Annotated in this window: 12 protein-coding genes and 1 tRNA gene; 7 read left to right on the top strand and 6 right to left on the bottom strand. The window is 36.1% G+C overall.

Annotation, left to right across the window (positions count from 1 at the left end; all coding sequences use genetic code 11):
- Window positions 1-538 precede the first annotated feature (538 nt).
- The 7 genes from atpD (at window position 539) to IPI15_RS17025 (ending at window position 8441) form a co-directional block, all read left to right on the top strand.
- A complete protein-coding gene (gene atpD, locus IPI15_RS17055) occupies window positions 539-2056 on the top strand; it encodes a F0F1 ATP synthase subunit beta (RefSeq protein ID WP_287404959.1) in 1518 nt (505 codons plus the stop codon).
- A 36-nt stretch (window positions 2057-2092) separates the two neighbouring features.
- Window positions 2093-2341, top strand: a complete 249-nt coding sequence (gene atpC, locus IPI15_RS17050) for an ATP synthase F1 subunit epsilon (protein ID WP_287404957.1) — start codon at window positions 2093-2095, stop codon at window positions 2339-2341.
- 59 nt (window positions 2342-2400) lie between these two features.
- Window positions 2401-2474, top strand: a tRNA-Met gene (locus IPI15_RS17045).
- 149 nt (window positions 2475-2623) lie between these two features.
- A complete protein-coding gene (locus IPI15_RS17040; RefSeq protein ID WP_287404955.1) occupies window positions 2624-3490 on the top strand; it encodes a T9SS type A sorting domain-containing protein in 867 nt (288 codons plus the stop codon).
- Between the two features lie 280 nt (window positions 3491-3770).
- Window positions 3771-3935, top strand: a complete 165-nt coding sequence (locus IPI15_RS17035; protein ID WP_287421521.1) for a hypothetical protein — start codon at window positions 3771-3773, stop codon at window positions 3933-3935.
- Window positions 3936-4582: 647 nt separating this feature from the next.
- On the top strand, window positions 4583-7684 hold the full coding sequence (locus IPI15_RS17030) for a histidine kinase (protein ID WP_287404953.1): 3102 nt from the start codon (window positions 4583-4585) through the stop codon (window positions 7682-7684).
- Complete coding sequence (locus IPI15_RS17025) at window positions 7671-8441, top strand: LytR/AlgR family response regulator transcription factor (RefSeq protein ID WP_287404951.1); 771 nt, start codon at window positions 7671-7673, stop codon at window positions 8439-8441. The genes IPI15_RS17030 and IPI15_RS17025 overlap by 14 nt, the downstream gene beginning before the upstream one ends.
- Before the next feature lie 375 nt (window positions 8442-8816).
- Here the strand turns inward: IPI15_RS17025 and IPI15_RS17020 are convergent, their stop codons facing one another.
- From IPI15_RS17020 to IPI15_RS16995, 6 genes are all read right to left on the bottom strand, one after another.
- Window positions 8817-10409 carry a hypothetical protein gene (locus IPI15_RS17020; protein WP_287404949.1) on the bottom strand — a complete coding sequence of 531 codons (1593 nt, stop codon included), beginning with the start codon at window positions 10407-10409 and terminating at the stop codon, window positions 8817-8819.
- A gap of 261 nt (window positions 10410-10670) precedes the next feature.
- A complete protein-coding gene (locus IPI15_RS17015) occupies window positions 10671-11849 on the bottom strand; it encodes a hypothetical protein (RefSeq protein ID WP_287421518.1) in 1179 nt (392 codons plus the stop codon).
- Between the two features lie 154 nt (window positions 11850-12003).
- Window positions 12004-12363, bottom strand: coding sequence for a hypothetical protein (locus tag IPI15_RS17010; protein ID WP_287404945.1), 360 nt, complete (start codon window positions 12361-12363; stop codon window positions 12004-12006).
- 227 nt (window positions 12364-12590) lie between these two features.
- Complete coding sequence (locus IPI15_RS17005) at window positions 12591-17162, bottom strand: BspA family leucine-rich repeat surface protein (RefSeq protein ID WP_287404943.1); 4572 nt, start codon at window positions 17160-17162, stop codon at window positions 12591-12593.
- Window positions 17163-17321: 159 nt separating this feature from the next.
- Window positions 17322-21140, bottom strand: a complete 3819-nt coding sequence (locus IPI15_RS17000) for a hypothetical protein (RefSeq protein WP_287421516.1) — start codon at window positions 21138-21140, stop codon at window positions 17322-17324.
- A gap of 50 nt (window positions 21141-21190) precedes the next feature.
- Entirely contained in the window at window positions 21191-22378 is a 1188-nt protein-coding gene (locus IPI15_RS16995; RefSeq protein ID WP_287404939.1) for an outer membrane protein assembly factor BamB family protein, read from the bottom strand.
- Window positions 22379-23094: the final 716 nt, after the last annotated feature.

Here is a 23094-nt window from a genome sequence, read left to right as displayed (position 1 = left end):
TTTTTTCTTATCCATTATTCACGTTAATTATTAATTGTTATCGTTGGGCTAATAAATTAAAACTCGATAATGAATATAGTGTTGATTCTCATTGATATAATACGAAACACAGCACGGCATAAAATTCTTTTAGGCCAATTTTAGTGGACTATTACGAACTTCTGTTCGGCAATATTTGTGTATAACAAATTGTACAAAACTTAAAAAGAAAGGGCTTAGCGAATAAAGGGTTGAATATCAATAGCCTCGGATACAACCCGGGGTAAAGAAAGGCTCAATCAACCCTGAATTGGGTTGAACTATTAATAGAAAATTCTTGTGCTTAAACATTAGCTTTTGGGGCTAGCAGCGGGAGTCTTTAATTATTTAGACTACAATTGATTTACCTTCAAACACGCCTTCCCGCCTCACTTATAATAAATTAGCGAAAATAAACCTCAAACTTCTTGGTTAGTAGTTGAGCTTATCTTATTTTTGCACCGTTTTTGAGGAAAACCTCATAAACCATTGATTTTACTAAACTTATCAACAAATAGACATGGCAAACATTGGTCGCGTTAAACAAATCATCGGTCCAGTAGTAGACGTTAGCTTTTCAGGTGAAGGTTCTAAACTTCCTGAGATATTTAATGCTCTTGTGATCAAAAGAGAAGGAAATGTAGATCTTATCCTTGAGGTTCAACAGCACCTTGGTGAGGATAGCGTTCGTACAGTGGCCATGGATGCTACTGACGGATTGCAGAGAGGCACTGAAGTAATCGATAGCGGAAGCACGATCACGATGCCTGTCGGAGATCACGTGAAGGGAAGACTTTTCAATGTAGTTGGTGAGACGATCGATGGTATCGGCACAATCCCTAAAGGAGATAACGCTTATTCAATTCACCAGAAGCCACCTTTATTCGAAAACCTAAGTACTGAAACAGAGATCCTTTATACAGGTATCAAAGTTATCGACTTAGTAGAGCCTTATCAGAAAGGTGGTAAAATTGGTTTATTCGGTGGTGCCGGTGTTGGTAAGACCGTTTTGATCCAGGAATTGATCAACAACATCGCAAAGGGATATGACGGTATGTCAGTTTTCGCAGGTGTTGGAGAGCGTACAAGAGAAGGAAATGACTTACTTCGTGAGATGATCGAGGCAGGTATCGTGAAATATGGCGACGATTTCAAACATTCTATGGAAGAAGGTGGATGGGATTTGACTAAAGTGGACAAAGAATTGCTTAAAAACAGTCAGGCTACCTTCGTATTCGGTCAGATGAACGAACCTCCGGGAGCTCGTGCACGTGTAGCTTTATCAGGTTTGACCTTTGCGGAATACTTCCGTGACGGTGACATGAGTGATCCTAATGGAGGAAAAGACATCCTTTTCTTCATTGATAATATCTTCCGTTTCACACAAGCGGGTTCTGAAGTATCAGCCCTATTGGGTCGTATGCCTTCAGCGGTAGGTTACCAACCGACACTTGCTACAGAAATGGGTATCATGCAAGAGCGTATTACTTCAACCAAAAGAGGTTCGATCACATCAGTACAAGCGGTATATGTACCTGCAGATGACTTGACGGATCCGGCTCCGGCTACTACGTTTGCCCACTTGGATGCAACGACGGTATTGGACAGAAAGATCGCAGCTTTGGGTATCTATCCTGCGGTAGATCCATTGAGTTCTACATCTAGGATCCTTGACCCGAACATCATCGGTGATGAGCATTACAACTGTGCACAAAGAGTGAAGAGAATTCTTCAGAGATATAACGAATTGTTGGACATCATTGCCATTCTTGGTATGGAAGAGCTTTCAGAAGAAGATAAATTGGTCGTAGGTAGAGCGCGTAGAGTACAGCGCTTCTTATCTCAACCATTCTTCGTGGCTGAGCAGTTCACCGGTTTGAAAGGAGTATTGGTTCCGATCGAGGAAACGATCAGAGGATTCAATATGATCATGGACGGCGAGGTGGATCACCTTCCTGAGAATGCATTCAACCTTGTAGGAACGATCGATGACGCTATCGCAAAAGGTCAGAAGATCCTTGCTGAAGCAAATGCATAACCATTCAATTGTATTAAATTTCAATAAATAATAAAGATGCATTTATCTGTTTTAACTCCGGACGTAGAATATTTCAGTGGCCAGATCACATCGATCAAGGTACCGGGCGCGGCAGGACAGTTTCAGGTATTGAAGAATCACGCTCCTATCGTATCGGCATTGGTAGATGGAGCAGTGGAGGTAAAAACCAGTGAAGGCAAATTGATGAAATTTGTGATCACAGGTGGATTTATCGAAGTATTGAATAACAAAGTTGCTTTGTTGGTGCAGGGCATTACTGAATAAAATAATCGGAATATTTTCCGGATATCAAAAATGAAATTATCTTCACAACCCGAAACGATGGCGAGGTAGCTCAGCTGGTTAGAGCGTGCGATTCATAATCGCAAGGTCGGGGGATCGTGCCCCCCTCTCGCTACAGATTTTAAGAAGGATTCAATCGAAAGATTGGATCCTTTTTTTATTTATTGAAGCAATTTCATTCAACAATGGGGTCAAAAGGGAGACATTTGCAAATAGAATTGGGATCTTTTTTATAAATTCACTTTGATTATAAAAATATTATCCATGAAAACAGCAATCGCAGCGATTTTTTTACTTTTTACAGTTAATCTCTCAGCGCAATATCAGCCTATTTATAAGGATACATCCACCTATTTTAAGATAACGATGGAAGTATTTGATGCTGCTTACGGAGGAGTAGAACTAAGGCTCGATGGAGATAGTGTTGTGAATAATTTAACCTACAAAAAAGTATACTTTTATAATTCAATTAGGGATTTGGTTGGATTAATGAGAGAGGATTCTTTGGGGTCAAAAGCCTGGTTTTATGGGCGAAATGATAGCGAAGAAAGACTCATAATGGATTTAGATTTGAATGTAGGCGATACTTTTGACATAAGTTCTCAGTTCTTTTATTACACAGGAGAGGATCTTGCTATTGTAGATTCAGTAACTACTTGGAATGGAAGAAGAGTAATAACATTTAGCGGCAATTTTGGCGGCGGCTTTATCAGTCAAAGATTGAAATTTATCGAGGGCGTTGGGCCGAATGCCTCTCTGATGTATCTGACAAATGAACAGTTTAATTTAGCTTTATTAACGTGCGAAAAATACGAAAATGAAGTTCCGGTTTTCAAATATTTTCCGGACCTAAATGATTGTCTTCAAGGAGGAGGGGCAGTAGATGAACTTTCAGAAAGGAATCTGTTTGATATATTCCCCAACCCATTCAGCAATGAGATCACCATTAAAGGCAATTCTGGAAATTCCTTAATACAATTTCAAATGTATGATATCAATGGAAAAAGACTATTCAATAGTCAAGTGCTTGCAAACACTATCATAGATCTGGCTGGCTTGAGTAGTGGTATCTATTTCTACAGCTTGCAACATCGCAGTAGCTATAATACCGGCAAATTGATCAAAAAATAAATCATTGTTATTGGTTTAGCCCGAGTTAAAACTCAGGAGTATTGAACGAGATTAATGAAAATTTTTGACTTGATCGATCAATTACTCACTGAATATCATTTCGAGTGAAATCCGGGACTGAAGTCCCTCCTATTTTATCCTTCGATCCGTTGACGCAATTCAACGGCAAACTAGAAGGATCACTTCACGAGATAGCTTGCCGTTGGTTTTAACCAACGGAGGTGAATCTCGCACTGGATTGAACTTCAATCCTTACATTTAGATAATTCAAAATGGGAAGATGTTGATTTATAGAGTGCTTGGCATGAAGTGTTGGCTGGAAAAGACAGTATTTGGCTTTAGCCGATGGGAGTATGATATAGAGCCAGTAAAATCTAGTGCATCCTTCAAAAACACTAAACTAGTAAAAACCTATGTACCCTATGTTCCTACATGTTTCAATTAACTTTAAAAAAGAAAGCCTGAACCTGGGACTGAAGTCCTATCATATTTTATCCTTCGATCCGTTGACACAATTCAACGGCAAACTATTGTTGCTTACCAATTTTAGATACAGCTTGATCGGAGTAATATTTGACAACAGACAAATCCCTTTGTGCACTCTAAAACTCAACATTAGTAACAAAAACTAAAGCAGCTCTCGTCTTGAAATAAAATCAAAAACCTTTGCGAATCTTTGTGTTAAAACTCATTTTCTTTTGCCACGACCGCGTTAACAGCATCGAAGATAATGAACAAATATTGGCGAATGGCTCCCTCAAAAAATCGCTCATAGCTTCTCAAAACACACTCTGCCAGTTCTCATTACCCATCTTCATACCCCCCATCCACCATTTCATACCCACCTGCTATCTATTTTGTGAAAGAAGGTGAAATATATCAAGAGCTTTTTATAATTTAGACGCTACCAAATACGATTTACGATGAGAATAACCAATCAAGCAGCCGAAAGCGATTTGCAATTAAACAGCGGACTAGGGTAAAAAGTTAGGAGTTTAGAAGTTGAGGAAAAAGCAGAAAAGTAAATTGGCGAATTAGCAGATTATCGAATAAAACTACGATTGCAATAGCAAATTTTTAAACAAATAAATCTTGAATATCAGTCAAAAGACATATTTGATCATTCTACTTTGGCTCTCTGGCTTAACACAAAGCAGTGCTCAGTATCACTATTGTAAGTATTATGGCGTAGAGAATGGCTTGATGTCTGTAGAGACTGATCAGGTTTACTGCTCTAATAATGGTGAAATATGGGTGGCGTATAGCTCTGCGCCCTTTTTATCGAAATTTGACGGAATAAAATGGAAGCAATTTGATTTGGAATCATTAAACCTTCCCCTAAATTTGATTATTGTAAGGGAGAACCAGGATGGAATTTGGCTATACAGTCATAGTCACAAAAATCACCTCATCCGATATGATAATGCAGGAGAATGGCATTCTTACAAATTTGAAGTGGATTTCAAATTTTGTTTCAACCCCGAAACACAGAATCCAATCGTTATGGGCAAAGATTTTATTTCCCATGAGTTTGATATTAAAACCAACCAATTTCACCCACAAATCAAGCAGCTCATCAATTTTGATATAGACGTACCTTTAAAAGACATTTATCTTTCAAATATAACTCCAAGTGAAATAATTGTTACCATTTACAGAGCAGATGAGTCTGTTGAAGTGAAACGCGGTAATGATTTTTCATCCTCCTACACTTATAGTGACAAAAAAGGGGAGAATCTTATCGGCCATTCAAGCTATTCCATTCAGTTAAAAGATGGAACACCCATAATAGTAAAAGAAGAAGTTTTCAATCCGATTAAGATTATAGCTCCAAGCAATAGCCCCGTAAAGTTTGTGAAATTAATATATCTGCATTCCAATTCTGCGGTGAATTCTGAAGAACTAATTCCATACTACTTCCTATTTGAAACCATATCGGATAAGAAGCTGCATCTGTATCAATCAGACTTCTATGGAAATACGAAACTAATACTGGAAGATGTTCCCGCTGATATAGGGAAAAATATGACAAGGGATCATTTTGGCAGATTATGGATATGCACCAGCTCAGGAGTTTGTAAGATTGACCCTTCCCAACTTTCATTTAATGAAAATAGATCTGAAATGGTGAAGGGATTACATGTCATAAATGAGGATAATAAGGGACAAATTTGGTTTGGCGGATATCACAGTATGATGTTGTTTTCAAGATATGATGGTTTTAGATTGAAGAGCCAAACATCTAGTGGACCCGTTAAATTACATGGATTATTACCCGGGACTTACAAAGACAGGTCAGGACATCTTTATTTCTTTAGTGAAGTATCCGGACTTGTCGGTTTTAATCAGGGAAGAACACATGAAGTTGTATTAAAGGGCCACATAAAACCACTCGTTGGATATATTTTTCAGCCATTGAAAAATGACTTTGTAGCATTAGGTCTTTTGAATGAAGGACTCGCAATTGCAAAACTATATAATTTTACTATCGATTCACTGAGAATCATTGGAAAAGAAAAAGGATTGAAACTCCAAAATGTAATTACCCTTGCTCAGGATAAAAACGAAAGAATATGGATGGGCCGAACTAGTCAGGGAATTGCTGTTTATGACCCAATAAAAGATACGATTTTCAACTGGATGAGAGAAGATTATCCTGAAAATGGGCTGGGTGCATTGTGCCTTAATATTGATGAAAATAACATACTTTGGATGGGGACTCAAAAAGGTCTTTTCTGCTTAAAAGATGTCCACCTTTTCAATATCGAACAAAATAATCTGTTTGACTTTGCAGAAGAATTTCAACTGCCGGGAGATCCTATGAGTACTCCTGGTTTTTTATTGAATGAAGATAAATATCTTATAGTCGGTACACGAAGGGCGGTTCATTTTATTGATAAAAAATACAATGGTAAACGTCCAAGAGTGTTTTCTCTAAAATTTGGTAAAGACCTGGACGGATCAGAAGCTGAACAAAATGCAGTCCTGAAAGACAGTAAGGGATATTTGTGGATCGGGGCCCAAACCGGAGCAACCAGACTGGATCTAAATAATTTGCCTTTTGATACTTCGGAAACAACTGTAATGCTTGAGTATTTTAAAGCAGATGATACAGAAATTAAGTTATCAGGAAATTATATAGGAAAAATCCCGCTCAATAAACGACACCTTGAAATAGGCTTCACCGCTTCCGGAAATCCAATGCTTCATGACAATCTTATTTTTGACATATTTCTGATACAGTCCAATGGAGATACAATACTGCAGAAGCTAAACCACACAGATCTTAATTTCATTTTTGAGTACCTGCCTCCGGATTCCTACAAATTACAAATTGTAGCCTACAAAAACAATGTTGAATCCTGCAATGTAGGTTATGCTTTTGTCATTCCTGCACAGCTAACGGAGCGGCCATTATTCTGGATTTTATTAGCAATTCTTATTGTGACAATCCCCGGAATATGGTTATGGGCTAATTCACGCCACAAACAAGCCTTATTAAAACAACAAGTAAGGCTCGAGCAATCCAAACGAGAGAGAGATGAGCTTAAAGTACTTGCACTTGCTAATTTTTTCAATCCGCATTTCATCAACAATTCTCTGCATTGGATCCAAAGTAAATACAGAAAGGATCCCGATACAGCGCTTATCATCCAAAGACTGGCAGAAAATGTAAATATTCTATTTCATAATTCCAACAAAGGAAAGGCCTATCACGCACTTGGTAATGAAATGGAGCTGGTAAAAAATTACCTTGGAATTCAGCAAATACGATTTGATATGGAGTTTGATATCTCTATAGAGGTTCCACTGGATAATGATAGCTGGAAGCTCGTGTATATCCCCTCTATGCTTTTGCAAATACACACGGAAAATGCCATCGAGAAAGGTATTCGTCAACGCAAGGCTGCAAATTGCTTTAAGACCCGCATCAAAAATTTTCCTGAGCACCTGGAAATATACCTGGAGGATGACGGTATTGGAAGAAAGAATCAGCAGTCTGACAAGGTCGTTCTCACCAGAAAAGGCAGTACGGACGTCATGCAGGACCTGATCGATGTACTTAATCAATACAACAAAACTAAGCTCAGCATTCAGTATATTGACAATATATTCACTGATGAGCTCGGGACACCATATGGTACCGGCATTCTTATTATCCTTCCAAAAACCTTCATATATGACATTTCATAAATTAAAAGCACTGGTAGTAGAAGACGAATCTGCTATCAGATTAGAACTGATCAATGCATTGGATGAGAGTCCTGAAATTGAAGTGGCAGGTTCGGCTGAAACACTGGAAGAAGCTTATGAGCTCATTTCAGGAACAGCTTCAGATATGCTTTTCCTCGATATAAATCTCATAGGGGGAACTGCATTTCAGTTGCTGAATAAGCTAAAGCGCAGCCAAATTCCTGTTCCACCGGTGGTCATCTGCACCGGATTCAGCGAGTTTGAATACGCACAACGCCTGCACAATGAGTACAAAAATGAGGTAGTTTATATTCTGAGAAAACCATTCTACGGCTCATGGAAAGAACATCAGGAAAATATCCTGGATGCTGTGTATGACACGATGCAGCAGGACAGACTCGCTTCTGCACCTCTTACGGGACATAATCTCATTCCCATACAGGCAGGCAGGCAGAGTTATGTGGTCAGGATGGAAGATATTATCTCCATTAAAACCGGAGAAAAAGGACAGGGTAAGACCGAGATCACCCTTGCCCATCAAATTATAGGCTGTAATCTCTCGCTTTCTCAATTATTAAATATTCTTTCAAATTCATTTATTCAAATCAACAGATACGAAGCTATTAATATTAACTTCATTTCATTGCTTGATCATTCCAACAAAGAAGTACATCTAAACAATGGCCATTCATGTTTAATTGGTAATTCATTTTATAAGACACTATGCAATGTGCTTGGACTGGGATCTGAAGACTGAGGTTGAGTAATGAGTTAATGTCCCGCAGCCTAAACGAGTACGTATATGCAATCCCCTGTCCATTAAATTTGACACCTTTTTTAACGTCGGTATAAAAGTATTTACATCCTTTATATTCTATCCAGTAACCTGGCACCCCTTAGCATTAACTGAACTGTTTAAGAAATTACTAATAACAAAAAATTGATACGATACTTGCGCTAAGCATATTAGTAAATGAAGTTGAAATTGTTACAAATGAATTCATAAGACTAATATTTTTAGTTTTAGGAACGGATATGGGAAGTTGGGGGAGAAGTTGGTGGTAGAAACAGCCAGTTCAATGCAGGAGATAAAGCAACAACCTAAGATAAATTTACTTAAATAATAAAACCATTATCTTATACACTTTATTCTTTTACAATTATCAATCATAGCTTGATAAAATTCTTCATAAGTGTCAAACACATCATCAAACACCATTCCAACAATTTTATACTTACCATTTTCATACTTAACATTCAGGTCAAAATTATTCTTAAATCTTACATTATCGAAACCATTTTTAATGATAAATCCCCTGTCTTTTATGGATTCTATTACGCAACCACAATCATTTGAATTTTCTATTAAATTTGATAAATTTGCACTGCCATTAGCAACTGAAGAAGACGCTAAGGCTGCAATTCCAACTGTAACAATAGCGACCATACCAGCTAATGCAGTTATAAGGGAATAATCTTCCTTTTCCTTTATAATTTGTATACAATTTTTGAAGTTGGTGTCACATTTTTTAGCAACTTTTCCTTCACAGTTATAACCATAGGCGCCTGAAGGTATATCTGGTAGACTCTTTTGAATAACATGCCATTTTATAGTTTCGTGCTCATATCCTTCAAAGTAGCAAGCACTAAAATAGTCTATAGAATAAAAATTATCAAATAGGCTATTAATTGTATTTCCCTTATACACTCCATTGTCATTTATATATATCGTATAGCCATTATATTTAAAATCTTCGTTATAATTGCTATATATACAATGATTAATCACTCCGTCTTTATTTTTACCCAAGTAAAATCCAACACCTATAGGTTTACCGTCTTTAATTGTACCAGTGAATAAAAGACCTTTTTTAGGCATTTTCATTTTCTCGCCCGTCTCCACTAGAAAAAATTGATTGTTATCCTTTGTAAATTTTCCGTGAATTTCGGACCCATCATCTGAATATTCAAATTCAAGGTTTTTTCCCAACCAGTTTTCAAACTGATCATATCTTCCTCCAATTGCCCAGTATTGATCATTTGAGGCATGTCTGATAGATTTATATGGGTATTTATTGGGCGATGCACTAAAATTATATCTTACTTTTTTAAATTTTCTTTTTTTCTCTTCATCAAAATAATCAAACTCAAACTCAATATTATCGCCATTAATAGCAACATTTAGAAAAGCAGAAACAATTCGGTCGCCACCTGATTTTTTTATAAAAAAACCACTATATGTCTTTATCCTACTACGTTCTGCTATATATAGATCTGATATATCTATACCATAGAAATTCCATCCATTTGATTTCATTCCTTGAATCAAGTCAATATTTTTAACTGAAGTAGGAATTTTTTCAAATTTAAGCCTAATAGTTGGACGGCTTTCATTAGATACTTTAAGTGGGTTACCTTTAGTGGGCAATGAATTAAGTATATTATATCTAGCTTTTGTTTGTTTATCTCTTATGTAGTATAGATTATTCTCATCAAATGAAAGAGTTGATGAATATATTCCATGATATTCATAAAATATGTCTACATAAAAATAATCTTTTTCAAAACCAACTTCTTTAATAACCACATCTTGAATTCCCTTTTCAACAATTGGAAATTTTAAAGACTGTGAATTACCCAATGAAGTAAAACATATTAGATATATAGCCAATATTAAGCTTTTACAATCATTTTGCTTTATTAGTATTGTTACTTTACTTGTCATATTTTCATTTATGATATTTTTAAAAAAATTTATTTCTCACATAGATAGACTGCTCCACCACAGTTTAATATATTCAAGATTGTATTACGCAAACGCCTTATTATTTAATAATCAATTTCTCTGTAAAGTTAATCCCATCTGAATCCTGACTTGTAAAAAATAAACTCTTGATTTAAGACTTATTATTAATAATATGCTTCAGAACCCTGATTTCGATAAATGCTACCTTTAAAATAAAAAATAAAATAAAAAACAACAGAATTAACGAAAATCATTGAGCATACAATCAATTGCCATCCTTACACCCACTTCTAAAGACCCTACATACATCTCACAGCTATTTAGAAGACTCTTAGACTTATTACTATAATATGTGCTATACGCAGAATGATTAGTAGTAATGTTCTTGATTTTTATACCAATAGCATTGTCGATCACTAAAGCATTCAAATAAACTAAATATTCACCCACATCTGATAAATTGTCACAGGAGTGAAGATAAAATTTAAAATATCCCATATCTGTGGCATCACCAGAGGGACTAATATATTTTAAATCATACACAATACAATTTCCTGAATATGTTGGTAATGGTGACTGTTTTACAGCTGAGTAATTTGTGGGACCAGAAGTAGCATAATCAAATAACTTCTTTAATCCATATGCAGCAGTTCCAAGAACAATAAAAGGAGCCGCCTCTGAAATTAAAGCATCATAATCCACACTCCTTAGATCCTCTTTTTTTAAATCCTTGGTGATAAAACTGTATTTGTAAGTAATAGTAGAATCACTATTTATGCTATTTATTAAATATTTACTCTTATTTCCAGCTGCAGGAATTACTTCTGCAGTTTGTATTTCTGTATTATAATGAATGTCAATATAACTTAATAATTTATTTAACTTGAAGTAATCTATAGGTGCACATGTAACATTGAATGACTGTTTTTGGTATGTTGTTGAAGTGACACCCGATATGGTTGTATTTCCTTCACTTACCCCAATGTATTCAATATTCCTAAGATTAGTAAACTTGTAGATGTAATTTACTATAAAACCAGTATGAGTTAATGATATGAGTATGCCGGACCCCTGCTTTGAAATTTGATCCGGAATTTTATTTACACTAATAGCTCCATCTCTTCTTTCATCATAGAGATATTCAGTATTATAATTTATAATATGGTTGAAAAAGTATTTTTTGGCTCTACTGTTAATAAATTGAGCTATATCTTCAATTTGTTCGATTTCAAGAGTGTTTAGATTTATTTTTATAGTAGGTCTTGATGCACCTTCTGGAGTAAATTCAATATGGGCATGATAGGTATAAATCAGAGTATCTATCCAGGTTGTATTACTTTGAGATTTTAATTCACTTGAAAACAACAGAATTATAATTGCAATATTTAAATATTTTTTTCGGATAATCTCCATTTTCATTAGTATTGTGTTATAATTTTTAAATAAGAAAAATGTATACTTTTATAATGTTATTCCAGCAACTATTCATCTACTTTCACTGCGGTTGCTCATGATTTGTGCTCCTTTTTAAGCCATTGTTGAATTATAGTTTCATAAGTCTTTAAACCAATTTTTATGCGCGGACTATAGGGCTTCTAATCCTATCATAAGAGTATTTGAAGGTGCTTGAAGCTAAAATAGGAGATATTTTGATTTTACCAAGAGCAAATGAAGAAGATCCTCCACCTATTGTCATATTGTAATTCAAATTACCTTCAGGAGAATACTTGGCCAACATTATCTTGTTACCATTACTAGGAATCTGACCAACAGCAACAAATTCACAATCCAAATCTACCGATATATCTAGAAATTGATCATTGAATGTCGGACCCAGATGCTTAGTCCATTTCAGAGAGACATCTTGGCTAAAAAGCGTAAAGTTTAAGCACGTGTATAAAATAATTACGAGGAAACCTAAAAATAATAACATTATTGTTTAGTATTAAATATCAATTAAGTAATAAATTTCTTCTGATACAAATTTATACTTAAAAACCAATTATGGCTAAAACATCTATATGAATCCCTCTATACCAGCACATCAAAACCCTTTTTTTAGCCATGAAAATAAATTTCACTTTATTCAAATAGTCTTTTAATTACATGCCCAAATAATCCACAGAAACCTCACTACTCCATCCCTAAATTGTCCACCCTCTACATTTTACTGAATGTGGCAGTATAAAATTTCTTATCAGTATTGATCCTCAGAAAGTATGTACCCGGGAATAAATCGGAGACATCAATCGCAACATTGTTCACAATAGGTGCAAGCACTTGCGTGCCTGATATTGCGAAAACTGAAATAGCTTCAGTGCTAACACCTAGTGGCAAGTTGATATAAATGAAACTTTCAGTCGGATTAGGATACACTCTTATTGATTCCTTTCCCGATTCAAATATTGAACTAATATTAACTGACAGTGAGTCTGTTACGGAGCAATTATCTGAATCACTCACAGTTACAATATTTGTTCCTGAGACAGTCACTTGCAAAGAGTCAGTCGTACTTCCATCTGACCATAGATAATTATATGGAGCCTGTCCGCCCATCGCAAGAGCTTTGATAATATTCCCTTCTGTTACGTCGAGCATAAGTATAAGCTCATTACCGGAATTGACCTCAATAGTATCCCCACCAATACATCCATTGATTGTGACTGTGACAGAATAAATTCCGGCTTCATTCCAGGAAATAGCTTTACTTGTATCTCCGGTATTCCATAGGTATGAATCATATTGATTGACCTGTAATTCACCCGATTCACCAAAACAAACAAACGTATCTCCAGTGATGGCAGGAAGTACCATCATACCCGGACCTATAGCTACTGCTGCTATAGTTCCACATCCGTGTGCATCGCTTATAGTGGCAAAATACTCTCCAGGACAAAGTGCTACCATAGTATCTGACGTATTACCTGATGCCCAAAGAAATGCATAAGGAGCTGTACCTCCTGAAGTACTTATTATTGCTGTACCATCGCAATCTCCTGTACAACTTTCCGAAGTTGAAGTTACTGTTGCCAGGATTTGTGATGGCTCCGTAATCGTTACAGAAGTAGAATTTGCACATCCATTTTTATCGGTAACTAGGACTGTATAAATTCCGGCTGCAGCAGTAATCATCGCTGTCGTGCCGTTATTGCTCCACTGGAAGGTATAAGGTGCTGCACCTCCTGAAGGACTAACGATAGCTGTACCATTTTGCCCGAAACACACTGCTTTAGTAATGGTCGTAGTCAAATTGATCGTCGGGCATCCGAAGCTGTTCACGACAGCCGAAGCAGTGGTGGAACATCCACCTGACGTGACAGTTACTGTATATGTTCCGGGAACAAGTCCTGTTATTGCCTGACTTGATCCTCCATTTGACCAGAGATAGGTGTATCCTGATCCTCCCGAAGGAGTTACACTTGCTAAGCCATCATTACAATTGTTGCAGGATTCATGGGTAACACTTGTCATTGCAGTGATGGCAGTAGAACTATTAACAATTGCCGAAGCTGTAGCTGCACATCCGCCTGTAGCTGTCACAGTCACACTGTACGTGCCTGCTGCCAGATTGTTCACCGTTTGTGTTGTATAATTTCCCGGCATCCATAGATATGTATACCCGCTACCACCGGTAGGAGTTGCTGTGATACTTCCGTTGTTTTGACCACAGGTGGTCGTATTTCCATTGGCTGTTGTGGTAATTCCTATTGAAGAATTTACAAATGTACTTGCTGTTGATGTGCATCCGCCTGTCGCTGTCACCGTTACATTATACGTGCCTGCTGCCAGGTTATTCACCGTTTGTGTTGTATAATTTCCCGGCATCCATAGATATGCATACCCGCTTCCTCCGGTAGGAGTTGCTGTGATACTTCCGTTGTTTTGACCGCAGGATGTTGTAGTTCCACTTGCTGTGGCAGAGATTCCTGTAGAGCTTCCTACCATTGCACTCGCTGTAGCTGTGCATCCATTATTGCTTGTCACACTCACATTGTAATTTCCTGATGCCAGGTTATTTACTGTTTGTGTTGTATAATTTCCCGGCATCCACAGGTAAGTGTATCCACTTCCTCCGGCAGGATTTGCAATAACACTTCCATTATTGAGACCGCAAGATGTGTTTGTACCATTTGCTATCACGCTTATAGAAACACCGGGATCTAAGGTAACTGAAGCCACTTCCGGGCATTGATTAGCATCTGTTACCGTTACTGTGTAAATTCCTGCGCATAATCCTGTTAACGTCTGTGTAGTTCCTCCGTTACTCCAGATATAGGTATATGGACTTTGTCCACCTGATCCTGCCGCTGTGGCAATTCCATTACAATTTCCTACACAGGTAGGATCTGTTTTGGTCATGTTTATATTCAATGAAGGACAGCCGAATGCGTTGATTACTGCATTTGCAGTAGCTGTACATCCGTTGGACGATGTCACTGTGACTGTATAGATTCCGGGAGCTAAGTTATTAATCATCTGTGTGCTTCCACCATTCGACCATATATAACTATATCCTGAACCCCCTACTGCAGTCGCAGTAGCCGACCCATTATCACAATTACTGCAAGACTCGTGTACAACATTTGTTATTACAGAAATTCCTGCAGATGCATTCACTGTCGCAGTTGCTGTATTTGTACAACCGTTTGCACTTGTCACTGTCACTGTATAGGCTCCTGCTGCCAGATTATTTATTGTTGCAGTGTTTCCACCATTCGACCAGTTATAAATGTACCCTGAACCACCGCTTGCAGATGCTGTCGCGCTTCCGTTATTTAATCCACAAGTTGTATTTGTCACCGAACTCATTACAGTGATTGCTGTGGATGAGTTCACTGTCGCAGTTGCCGTGGTTATGCAGCCGTTTGCACTTGTTACTGTGACATTGTAAGTTCCTGCTGCCAGGTTATTCACCGTTTGACTGGTGTGGTTTCCTGGGGTCCACAGATAGGTGTATCCGCTTCCTCCCGAAGGAGTTGCTGTTACGCTTCCGTTGTTTAGTCCACATGTTGTCGCAGTTCCATTTGCTGTTGTGCTGATACCGGTAGATGAATTTACCATTGCACTTGCTGTTGCTGTACATCCGCCAGTCGCTGTTACCATGACATTATATGTTCCTGCTCCCAAGTTATTCACCATTTGACTTGTGTGGTTTCCGGGTGTCCACAGATATGTGTATCCACTTCCTCCGCCTGGGTTGGCTGTTACAGCTCCATTGTTTAGGCCGCACGTGGTTGCTGTTCCGCTCGCTGTGGTGGTGATTCCGGTGGAACTTCCTACAATGGCACTTGCTGTTGCTGTGCATCCTCCGGATGCTGTGACGGTGACATTATATGTTCCTGCTCCCAAGTTATTCACCGTTTGGCTTGTGTGGTTTCCGGGTGTCCACAGATATGTGTATCCACTTCCTCCGCCTGGGTTGGCTGTTACAGCTCCATTGTTTAGGCCGCACGTGGTTGCTGTACCGCTCGCTGTGGTGGTGATTCCGGTGGAACTTCCTACAATGGCACTTGCTGTTGCTGTGCATCCTCCGGATGCTGTGACGGTGACATTATATGTTCCTGCTGCAAGGTTATTTACTGTTTGGGTAGAATGATTTCCAGGCATCCAAAGGAAGGTGTATCCGCTTCCGCCGCTTGGATTGGCTGTAACAGTTCCATCGTTTAGTCCGCAAGTGGTTTGTAACCCTGTTGCATTAACTGTTAATGAACAAGGACTGCAATTGAATCCACTAGGTGAATCCCCTAATATAATCCAACCTTGATTATTCGTAAGGAGGGCACGGGAGGGTGCTGCATTTGTGCCAAATTGTACTCCTTGAACATTAATATTTCGATTGGTGATAGCAGGATTATTCATTTGCCACCCTATTAAGGTTTCAGAATAAGTACTACAGCTCATACCACTGTTTCCGATCAAATAACCTAATGTTACATTTGGATTGAGGTGCCACTCACCAAGGCTATGATTAAAAGATTCGGCATAACTAAACATATTTGCCATTAAAAGAACGTTTGACACATTCCAATTTCCTATTTGATGGTTAAAGCTAAAGGCGAAATTAAACATATTTGACATGTTCGAAACACTAGAAACATTCCACCCGCCTATATCCTGGTTGAATGCTTCTGCACTTCCAAACATAAATGACATATTGGTAACATTAGATACATTCCAGGCACTTATGTCCTGATTGAAGAGAAAAGCATGATAAAATAAACCTGTCATATTAGAGATGTTGGATACATCCCAGTTAGCTATATTTCCATTAAAAATGTGAGCCGCTTTAAACATATTGTCCATATCTGTAACATTTGATAAATTCGGTACATCAACTGCACTCATAATCATATTATTACAACCGGCAAAAGCTTTAGCCATACTTGACCAAGGGACACTTCCCCATTGCACTATGTCTATAAATTTCAATCGATCTGATCCTTCGTTGATGTAGAATCTCCTTAAATTTGAAGGAGATAAACTTAGTGTCACAACATCTCCGGCAGCAATATTAAGAGAAGAAATTGTTACAAATCCAGCAAAAGGTTTATTGAAACTGCCCGAACCAGAATTACCAGAAGGTGTAGCAGACCATGTAAAATTAACATCACCAGCTGTAAGCGCGTTGAACTGTAATTGTATAGCAGAATTGGAAAAGGACCATTTTGTGATGAAATTTTGTGCAGTGAGATTATGAAAAGAAATAAAGATCATAAGCATAAACAGGAGCATTAAATTCAGCGATTTATAATTACACATAACACAGTTTTAATTTCAATAAAATTTTGATAGCTAAGTGTTAGCTTGTTTAGTTTCATTTCAAAACCTCCCTAAACTTGAAGTAAAAATTACTAACCCTGAGGGAGTTTTCAACACCTATTATTACATCCTTCAGTCACAGCCACACAGTTTTTTAAGCGCTTTTTCTCTATCATTTCCAAGATATTCACCAAAATTCACGAAAAACTGATTGTGTTCATAGTAACCTATCTGATCAGAACAAAGCCCTGAATTATTTACAATGGGTATGTAATAAAAATATTTTGTTTTGTTGTTTTTACACAATACTTTGTAGACCGGATCTTTAACTTTTGCACTGCACCGAACGAATGCACTAAAATCCTCCTTTACAGATAGCACACATCTATTATCAGAATCAACCTTAGTATTGGGTTTTGAATTTGCTTGTGGAGAAGAAGGCTTCTCTGTTTCAAATCCCGACATTATTCCATCTGTACTTCCTGTAACAAAAACATACGCTTTAATATAACTCTCAAATAACAATCCAACCTGCCACCCGAATTCTTTATCCGTAAATGACTTATCAATATTATTCTCCATATCGGACAAAGATGTTACAGTCTGAAAATTCTTTATACCTGTGGGCAATTTTTTAGGAGGTTCATTGGGATGCATCCTACTTACATTTGAACTCATTCCATTTGCTTTTCCATTCACCCAGTTTTCAGAATACGCTACTGCATTAGGAAAATTCACTAAACCCCTTTTACCATTTACAAGACCATTCTTGCAGTTCAAATTATATGAGACCCAAACATCTGTAAGTTCCTGAGTTGTCGGATGAAAACATTTACAATTTGGCGTTGATGTGCGGCTGATATAATTGTTTGATTTATCTAAATCAAATCCATGAATTTCTTCTAAACTAAATGGCTGAGTAAGTCCTGTATATTCAGAATTAAAATCAATTGGGCTAAAATCCAGCTCATATTTCGGATTAGAAATTATAAGCTCAATTTTTCGATCTTTCAAAGGAATAGGCTCAAAATACAATTCAAAATATCTGTATAAAATTCCACATCTTTTACAATTAACAAGGTTGCTCTGATAATAAGGGTATAAGTTTTCTGAATTTTTGATTGAAATACCTGAGTAATATTTTAGTTTATATTTCTTTTTATTCACAATAAGATACACATTAGAAAGTGGGTCTACAATTCCGAATAAATATTTAGATGTAGCATCAGACTCATCACGTATTAATGCCAACAATCCTACGACAGTAAATTGAGCATTGGTATCCGCCCGTTTCACTTTGATACTTATGTCGTTTAAATTTTTTTTCTCTTTAGCAATAATCTTATTTTGTTCATCAAAAATCTGGCGCACTTTTTCAATACCTTGAATCTTTGTCAACTGAAGATTGAACTTTTTCCCAACTTTCGCTAATGAGTCGGATTCCAACAATCTCAAGTGTGAATAATCATTCAAAGCAAAAACAAAATCTTCGATAATATTATTTACATTAGTTATTATTCCATTGGAATTATCTAATTCTCTACATGTAGCAACACTTGTCCAAATTCTATATCTATCAGCTAAAAAATTAAACTTACTGAAAACCAGATTATTATTTTCAATACAACCGTATGATTCAAAATGAAAGGTCTCGCCATATAACACAGCAAGTGAAGAGCATTTAGACTTTACCAATTTGCATTCAAAATATCCATCAAAATAGTTTCCTGATATAATTGAGATTGTTGCTTTGATTTCAAACTCGGCAATATCTGTTAAACTATATTTCCCTAACCAGACTCCTTCCAATTCTTTGGACAATGCTCTTGAAGCCTCGTTTTTATATAATGGGTCAATTTCAGCTGCCTTTTTAAACACTTTCTTCTTAATGTCAATGTAGTGTTGATCGCTCTTTATTTCTAATATCGACCCAATTGACTTAAATTTCCCTGGAAAATTTAACTCAGCAATTTTATTCCAGCTAATCTGCTTGAAAAGATTTGCAGATATACTTTGCACTTCACTTTTTAAGGGAATTGCCTTAATAGATTTATTGCGAATTTCAAAATATTTCTTGATATCTGTTCCTACAAGCTCATAGTTACTCTTTATATCCTGAAATCCCAAATCAATTAAAAAAGCTACATCTCTTGTTTCGCCAGCCTTAAGTTTAGGGATAACTGCGTATTCTTTAAAGTTAACTACATTAGAGCTTTTAGAAACAGAAAGGCCTAAAGCTCCAACTGATTCACTTCTTGCTACACCTAACTCAACTTCAGCAATAAAACTGATAGTTTGTGAAGTTGGATTATTTACTTTAGTAGTTAATAGGTATTTGAGATTACCTTTTTGGATCAAAACTTCATTAAATATTAAAGGTTCATATCTATTGTTAGTAAAATCGGCATTTTTGAATTCAGTACTTACCAGAACTTCAATAGGAGAAAATTTGATGCTAGATATTAAATCAGACTCTTCTATATGTTTTATTAAGTTCCTTGCCATCGACCAAGACGAATCTTCTCTAAAAGCTTCAACAATAAGTTGGCAAGCTTTTTTGTCATATTTCTTAAAGCAATCAATGGAAATCAAGGAAAATACTGTTTCTCGCATTTGCGGTAATTCTTTCAATATATTGCTGTAACTATCAGCATCAAGAGAGCACTCAAAGAGCAATTCCTTTGCTTTTTTAAAATAATAGTCATCCAAAGGAAGATTCTTAATATAGGCAATCAGCTTATTTTGATTTTGTTTTAAAGAAAGAAGAGCTGTGGCTTTGGGTTCAGGACGAGTCAACATTAATTCCCAAACATCCGAATTTCTATCTGTAGTGCTGCGAATACCTTGTGATTTCTTTATAGTTATTGATTCTGTAACATTACTCCATTTCAAAATGGGATTTTTCATTACCTCCGGAGAACCCTTAAAGTAGTAATCATTATTTAAAATCATGGATTCGCCATGCTTGTGATAATGACAATGAAATGATTCAGTCTTTCTTAAATTTGATATTCCTTTTAAATACTTTTTCCCTTTAAAATCAGAAATGTTCTTCTTATATATTGAAGTTGTTTGATTCAACGTAAAGGGTATTTGGTATTTTCTTTCTCTATCTCCTTTATAAAAGGAGAGATAGATGATTTTGCTTGAGAAATCATAAGTCAAACTTTCTTCCATGAAGACAAATTCACGAAAGTAGGATCTATAGGCAGAGGCATCAGGATTTTCAAGAGAACTTCTTCCTAAATATTTCATTTTGCCGGTATCCCATAAATCGATGAACAACCCTGTTTCTAAAAGATATTCGTGGCTAGTAGCAGATACGATAGCCAAATATTTACCATCTATGATAAATGCACAAAAATAACTCATCATTCTTGTTCTATTAAATTCTGGATACACCTTCAACCAGGGCAAGGAGGGGGGAGTAAGTTTATCTGAAAAATAGAAATTATCATCAAACACACCAACTGTTTTGATATCAAAAGATTCAAATTCCTTGCCAGATATCTGAATCAAATTGCCTTTAATTATTCCAGAATTAGCTCCATTTGAAAGTGATGTACCAGTTACATTCCCATTAATGTCAATATTCAAATTATATTCATCCAGACCAATTATTTCGAAAGGATCGTCTTTTTTGTATCCAATAAGTTTAAGGCTATTAGTTATTGAATCATATTTACCATTGACATATTCAATACTAATCAATCCTAATCGATTGCTGAAATAATTAAATGAATATGGATCTTTTCGGTCTGCATTTATCAACGTCCATTCAAATTTTCCAGAATAAATGTTTTCAGCTTTTTCATTTAAAGTTAATTTAAAATTAAACTGCAAAGTTGAACCTTCTTGAGTAAAGGTTCCGTCAATTGCAAGTGACTGAGAATGCAATTCACTGCAAAACATTAGAAATCCAAAAAATGTGGTAAAAACAAAAAAATACATAGAATTACATATTGTAACGGAAAGTAAATTACATTTAATAAGATTCACATTTACAGTTTAACTCTAACAAGATTACCATCTGTCGATATATAAATTATATCTTCATCCGTTACTGCAATATGAGAATTACATTGATTATACACAGAACTCGATGAGGCTTTCATTACTTTTTTATTCCAAATGAGTTTACCTGTATTGATATCGAGATTGTCTAGTCCAACTGAGGAACCAATAAGAACAAAAGATTCATTCACAATCATCGGGTGTGAAATTTTATTTTGATTACCATGAATATACTGCCACAATAAGGTTCCATTAGTTTTCTCAATACATAGTGTGATGTCTTTACTTTCATTTGTACGGCCTGTTAAAATAATTTTACCAGCAGCATATGCTATTCCTTTAAATTGGATTTTTGTTGGACTTGGGTGCTTATATTTCCAAATAACAGTTCCTTCCTTTGTAATGGCAAAAACATCGCTTGAGACATTGGCAAAGACCAAATTATCATCCACCAGCATAATCGGTGTATTGATTTCAGAGCAATAGCTTGGATCAGAGCAGGTCTTATAAATATTGATTTTTGCTCCAGTCTCAGGATTGATTGTATGTATCATTCCATATGCGGAAGCAATAAAAAGTTTATTGTCACTAAATAAAGGAATAGAATTATGACTGCCTTCCACTATTGCATAGAACCAATCTAACTCACCATTTAAAATATTTAAAGCATACACGCCCTTACTCTCATCTGAAATTATAACTTTGTTGTTTATAACAATAGGGGTAGTAGATATAGGATGTTGTAGATCTATACTCCATATACTATTACCTGTTTTTTTATCTATGGCGTAAAAACATTCATCAGAACTTGTGAAGATCGTATTTTGATATAAACATAAATTGCCTTCAGGAAAGTCACATAATTCTACATTCCACACAATTTGTCCATTCTCTCTATTAATTTTAGCTATACCATCTTCAGTAAGGGCGTATATAGCCTCATTTTCAACAACCACTCCACTTCTAGATGCAAAATCAATGTCATCAGTAAGCCAAGAATCATCTGGTATTGCTATACTACTTTTATTCAATTTTACGGCTGAATGATTAGAATTATTAACAGTTACAGAAAGAAAAGAACTTGAATTATTTCCATCGGCTTCTCCATCTTTAGAACATGAAGAATGGAAGGCTAACGTCATAGTAAAAAATAAAAAAACAATTATTTTTCTCATGATTTTAACTTTAATATATTATTTAAATTTATGAAACAATAGTTTATAACAATTTATATATCTACAACCTGTCTTGTCCAAAAATATATGTTCTAAACACACCTCATAAAATCAATCCATCAATTTCCCTCCTTATACCCACCAACCCCTCTTTCCCACCCATGAAAATAATTCCTACTCCTTATTGTACCTTAAATTTGAATTGACTAACCCTACAATCTTCATTCCCCCAATCCACCCATTCATACCCACCAGCTATCTATTTCGTGAAGGAAAGCGAATAATTCGATGAGCTTATGATAATTTAGACACTACTAAATACGATTTGCGATTAAGCAGCGGATTAGGGAGGAAGGTGAGGTGATAAGAAGCTGAGGAAGCAGTCTAAAAGAAAATTGACGAATTGGCGAATAAGACAATTAACGAATTAAACAGATGAAGGTTAGGTGGGATTGCAATATAATACTCTTGTGAATGAAAAGTATAATGGCTTATAATATATAAGATAAAATTGGGCTCAATGCATGAAAATTTTATACCTGATTGTTATCAAATATTGGAAATATACTCAATGGAAATTGGTTTGACAAGACAAACGACAAACAACAAACGACAAACAACAAACTTTTACTGGGATTAATATTCACAATGGACATTCTTTTTTCCTAATGAGACACCAGGAGGGTGATTTGCACTAATTGTACTCCCTGCGGATT

The organism is Candidatus Brachybacter algidus (assembly GCF_016707225.1).
GTDB classification, from domain to species: domain Bacteria; phylum Bacteroidota; class Bacteroidia; order Chitinophagales; family Saprospiraceae; genus Parvibacillus; species Parvibacillus algidus.
Note: the sequence above shows the minus strand (reverse complement) of the source record. Positions and strands in the feature narration are given on the sequence as shown.

Excerpts from the sequence above, each read along its gene's own strand:
- atpD (WP_287404959.1), top strand. The coding sequence starts at position 539 with ATGGCAAACATTGGTCGCGTTAAACAAATCATCGGTCCAGTAGTAGAC.
- atpC (WP_287404957.1), top strand. The coding sequence starts at position 2,093 with ATGCATTTATCTGTTTTAACTCCGGACGTAGAATATTTCAGTGGCCAG.
- IPI15_RS17040 (WP_287404955.1), top strand. The coding sequence starts at position 2,624 with ATGAAAACAGCAATCGCAGCGATTTTTTTACTTTTTACAGTTAATCTC.
- IPI15_RS17035 (WP_287421521.1), top strand. The coding sequence starts at position 3,771 with ATGTTGATTTATAGAGTGCTTGGCATGAAGTGTTGGCTGGAAAAGACA.
- IPI15_RS17025 (WP_287404951.1), top strand. The coding sequence starts at position 7,671 with ATGACATTTCATAAATTAAAAGCACTGGTAGTAGAAGACGAATCTGCT.
- IPI15_RS17020 (WP_287404949.1), bottom strand. The coding sequence starts at position 10,409 with ATGACAAGTAAAGTAACAATACTAATAAAGCAAAATGATTGTAAAAGC.
- IPI15_RS17015 (WP_287421518.1), bottom strand. The coding sequence starts at position 11,849 with ATGAAAATGGAGATTATCCGAAAAAAATATTTAAATATTGCAATTATA.
- IPI15_RS17010 (WP_287404945.1), bottom strand. The coding sequence starts at position 12,363 with ATGTTATTATTTTTAGGTTTCCTCGTAATTATTTTATACACGTGCTTA.
- IPI15_RS17005 (WP_287404943.1), bottom strand. The coding sequence starts at position 17,162 with ATGCTCCTGTTTATGCTTATGATCTTTATTTCTTTTCATAATCTCACT.
- IPI15_RS17000 (WP_287421516.1), bottom strand. The coding sequence starts at position 21,140 with ATGTATTTTTTTGTTTTTACCACATTTTTTGGATTTCTAATGTTTTGC.
- IPI15_RS16995 (WP_287404939.1), bottom strand. The coding sequence starts at position 22,378 with ATGAGAAAAATAATTGTTTTTTTATTTTTTACTATGACGTTAGCCTTC.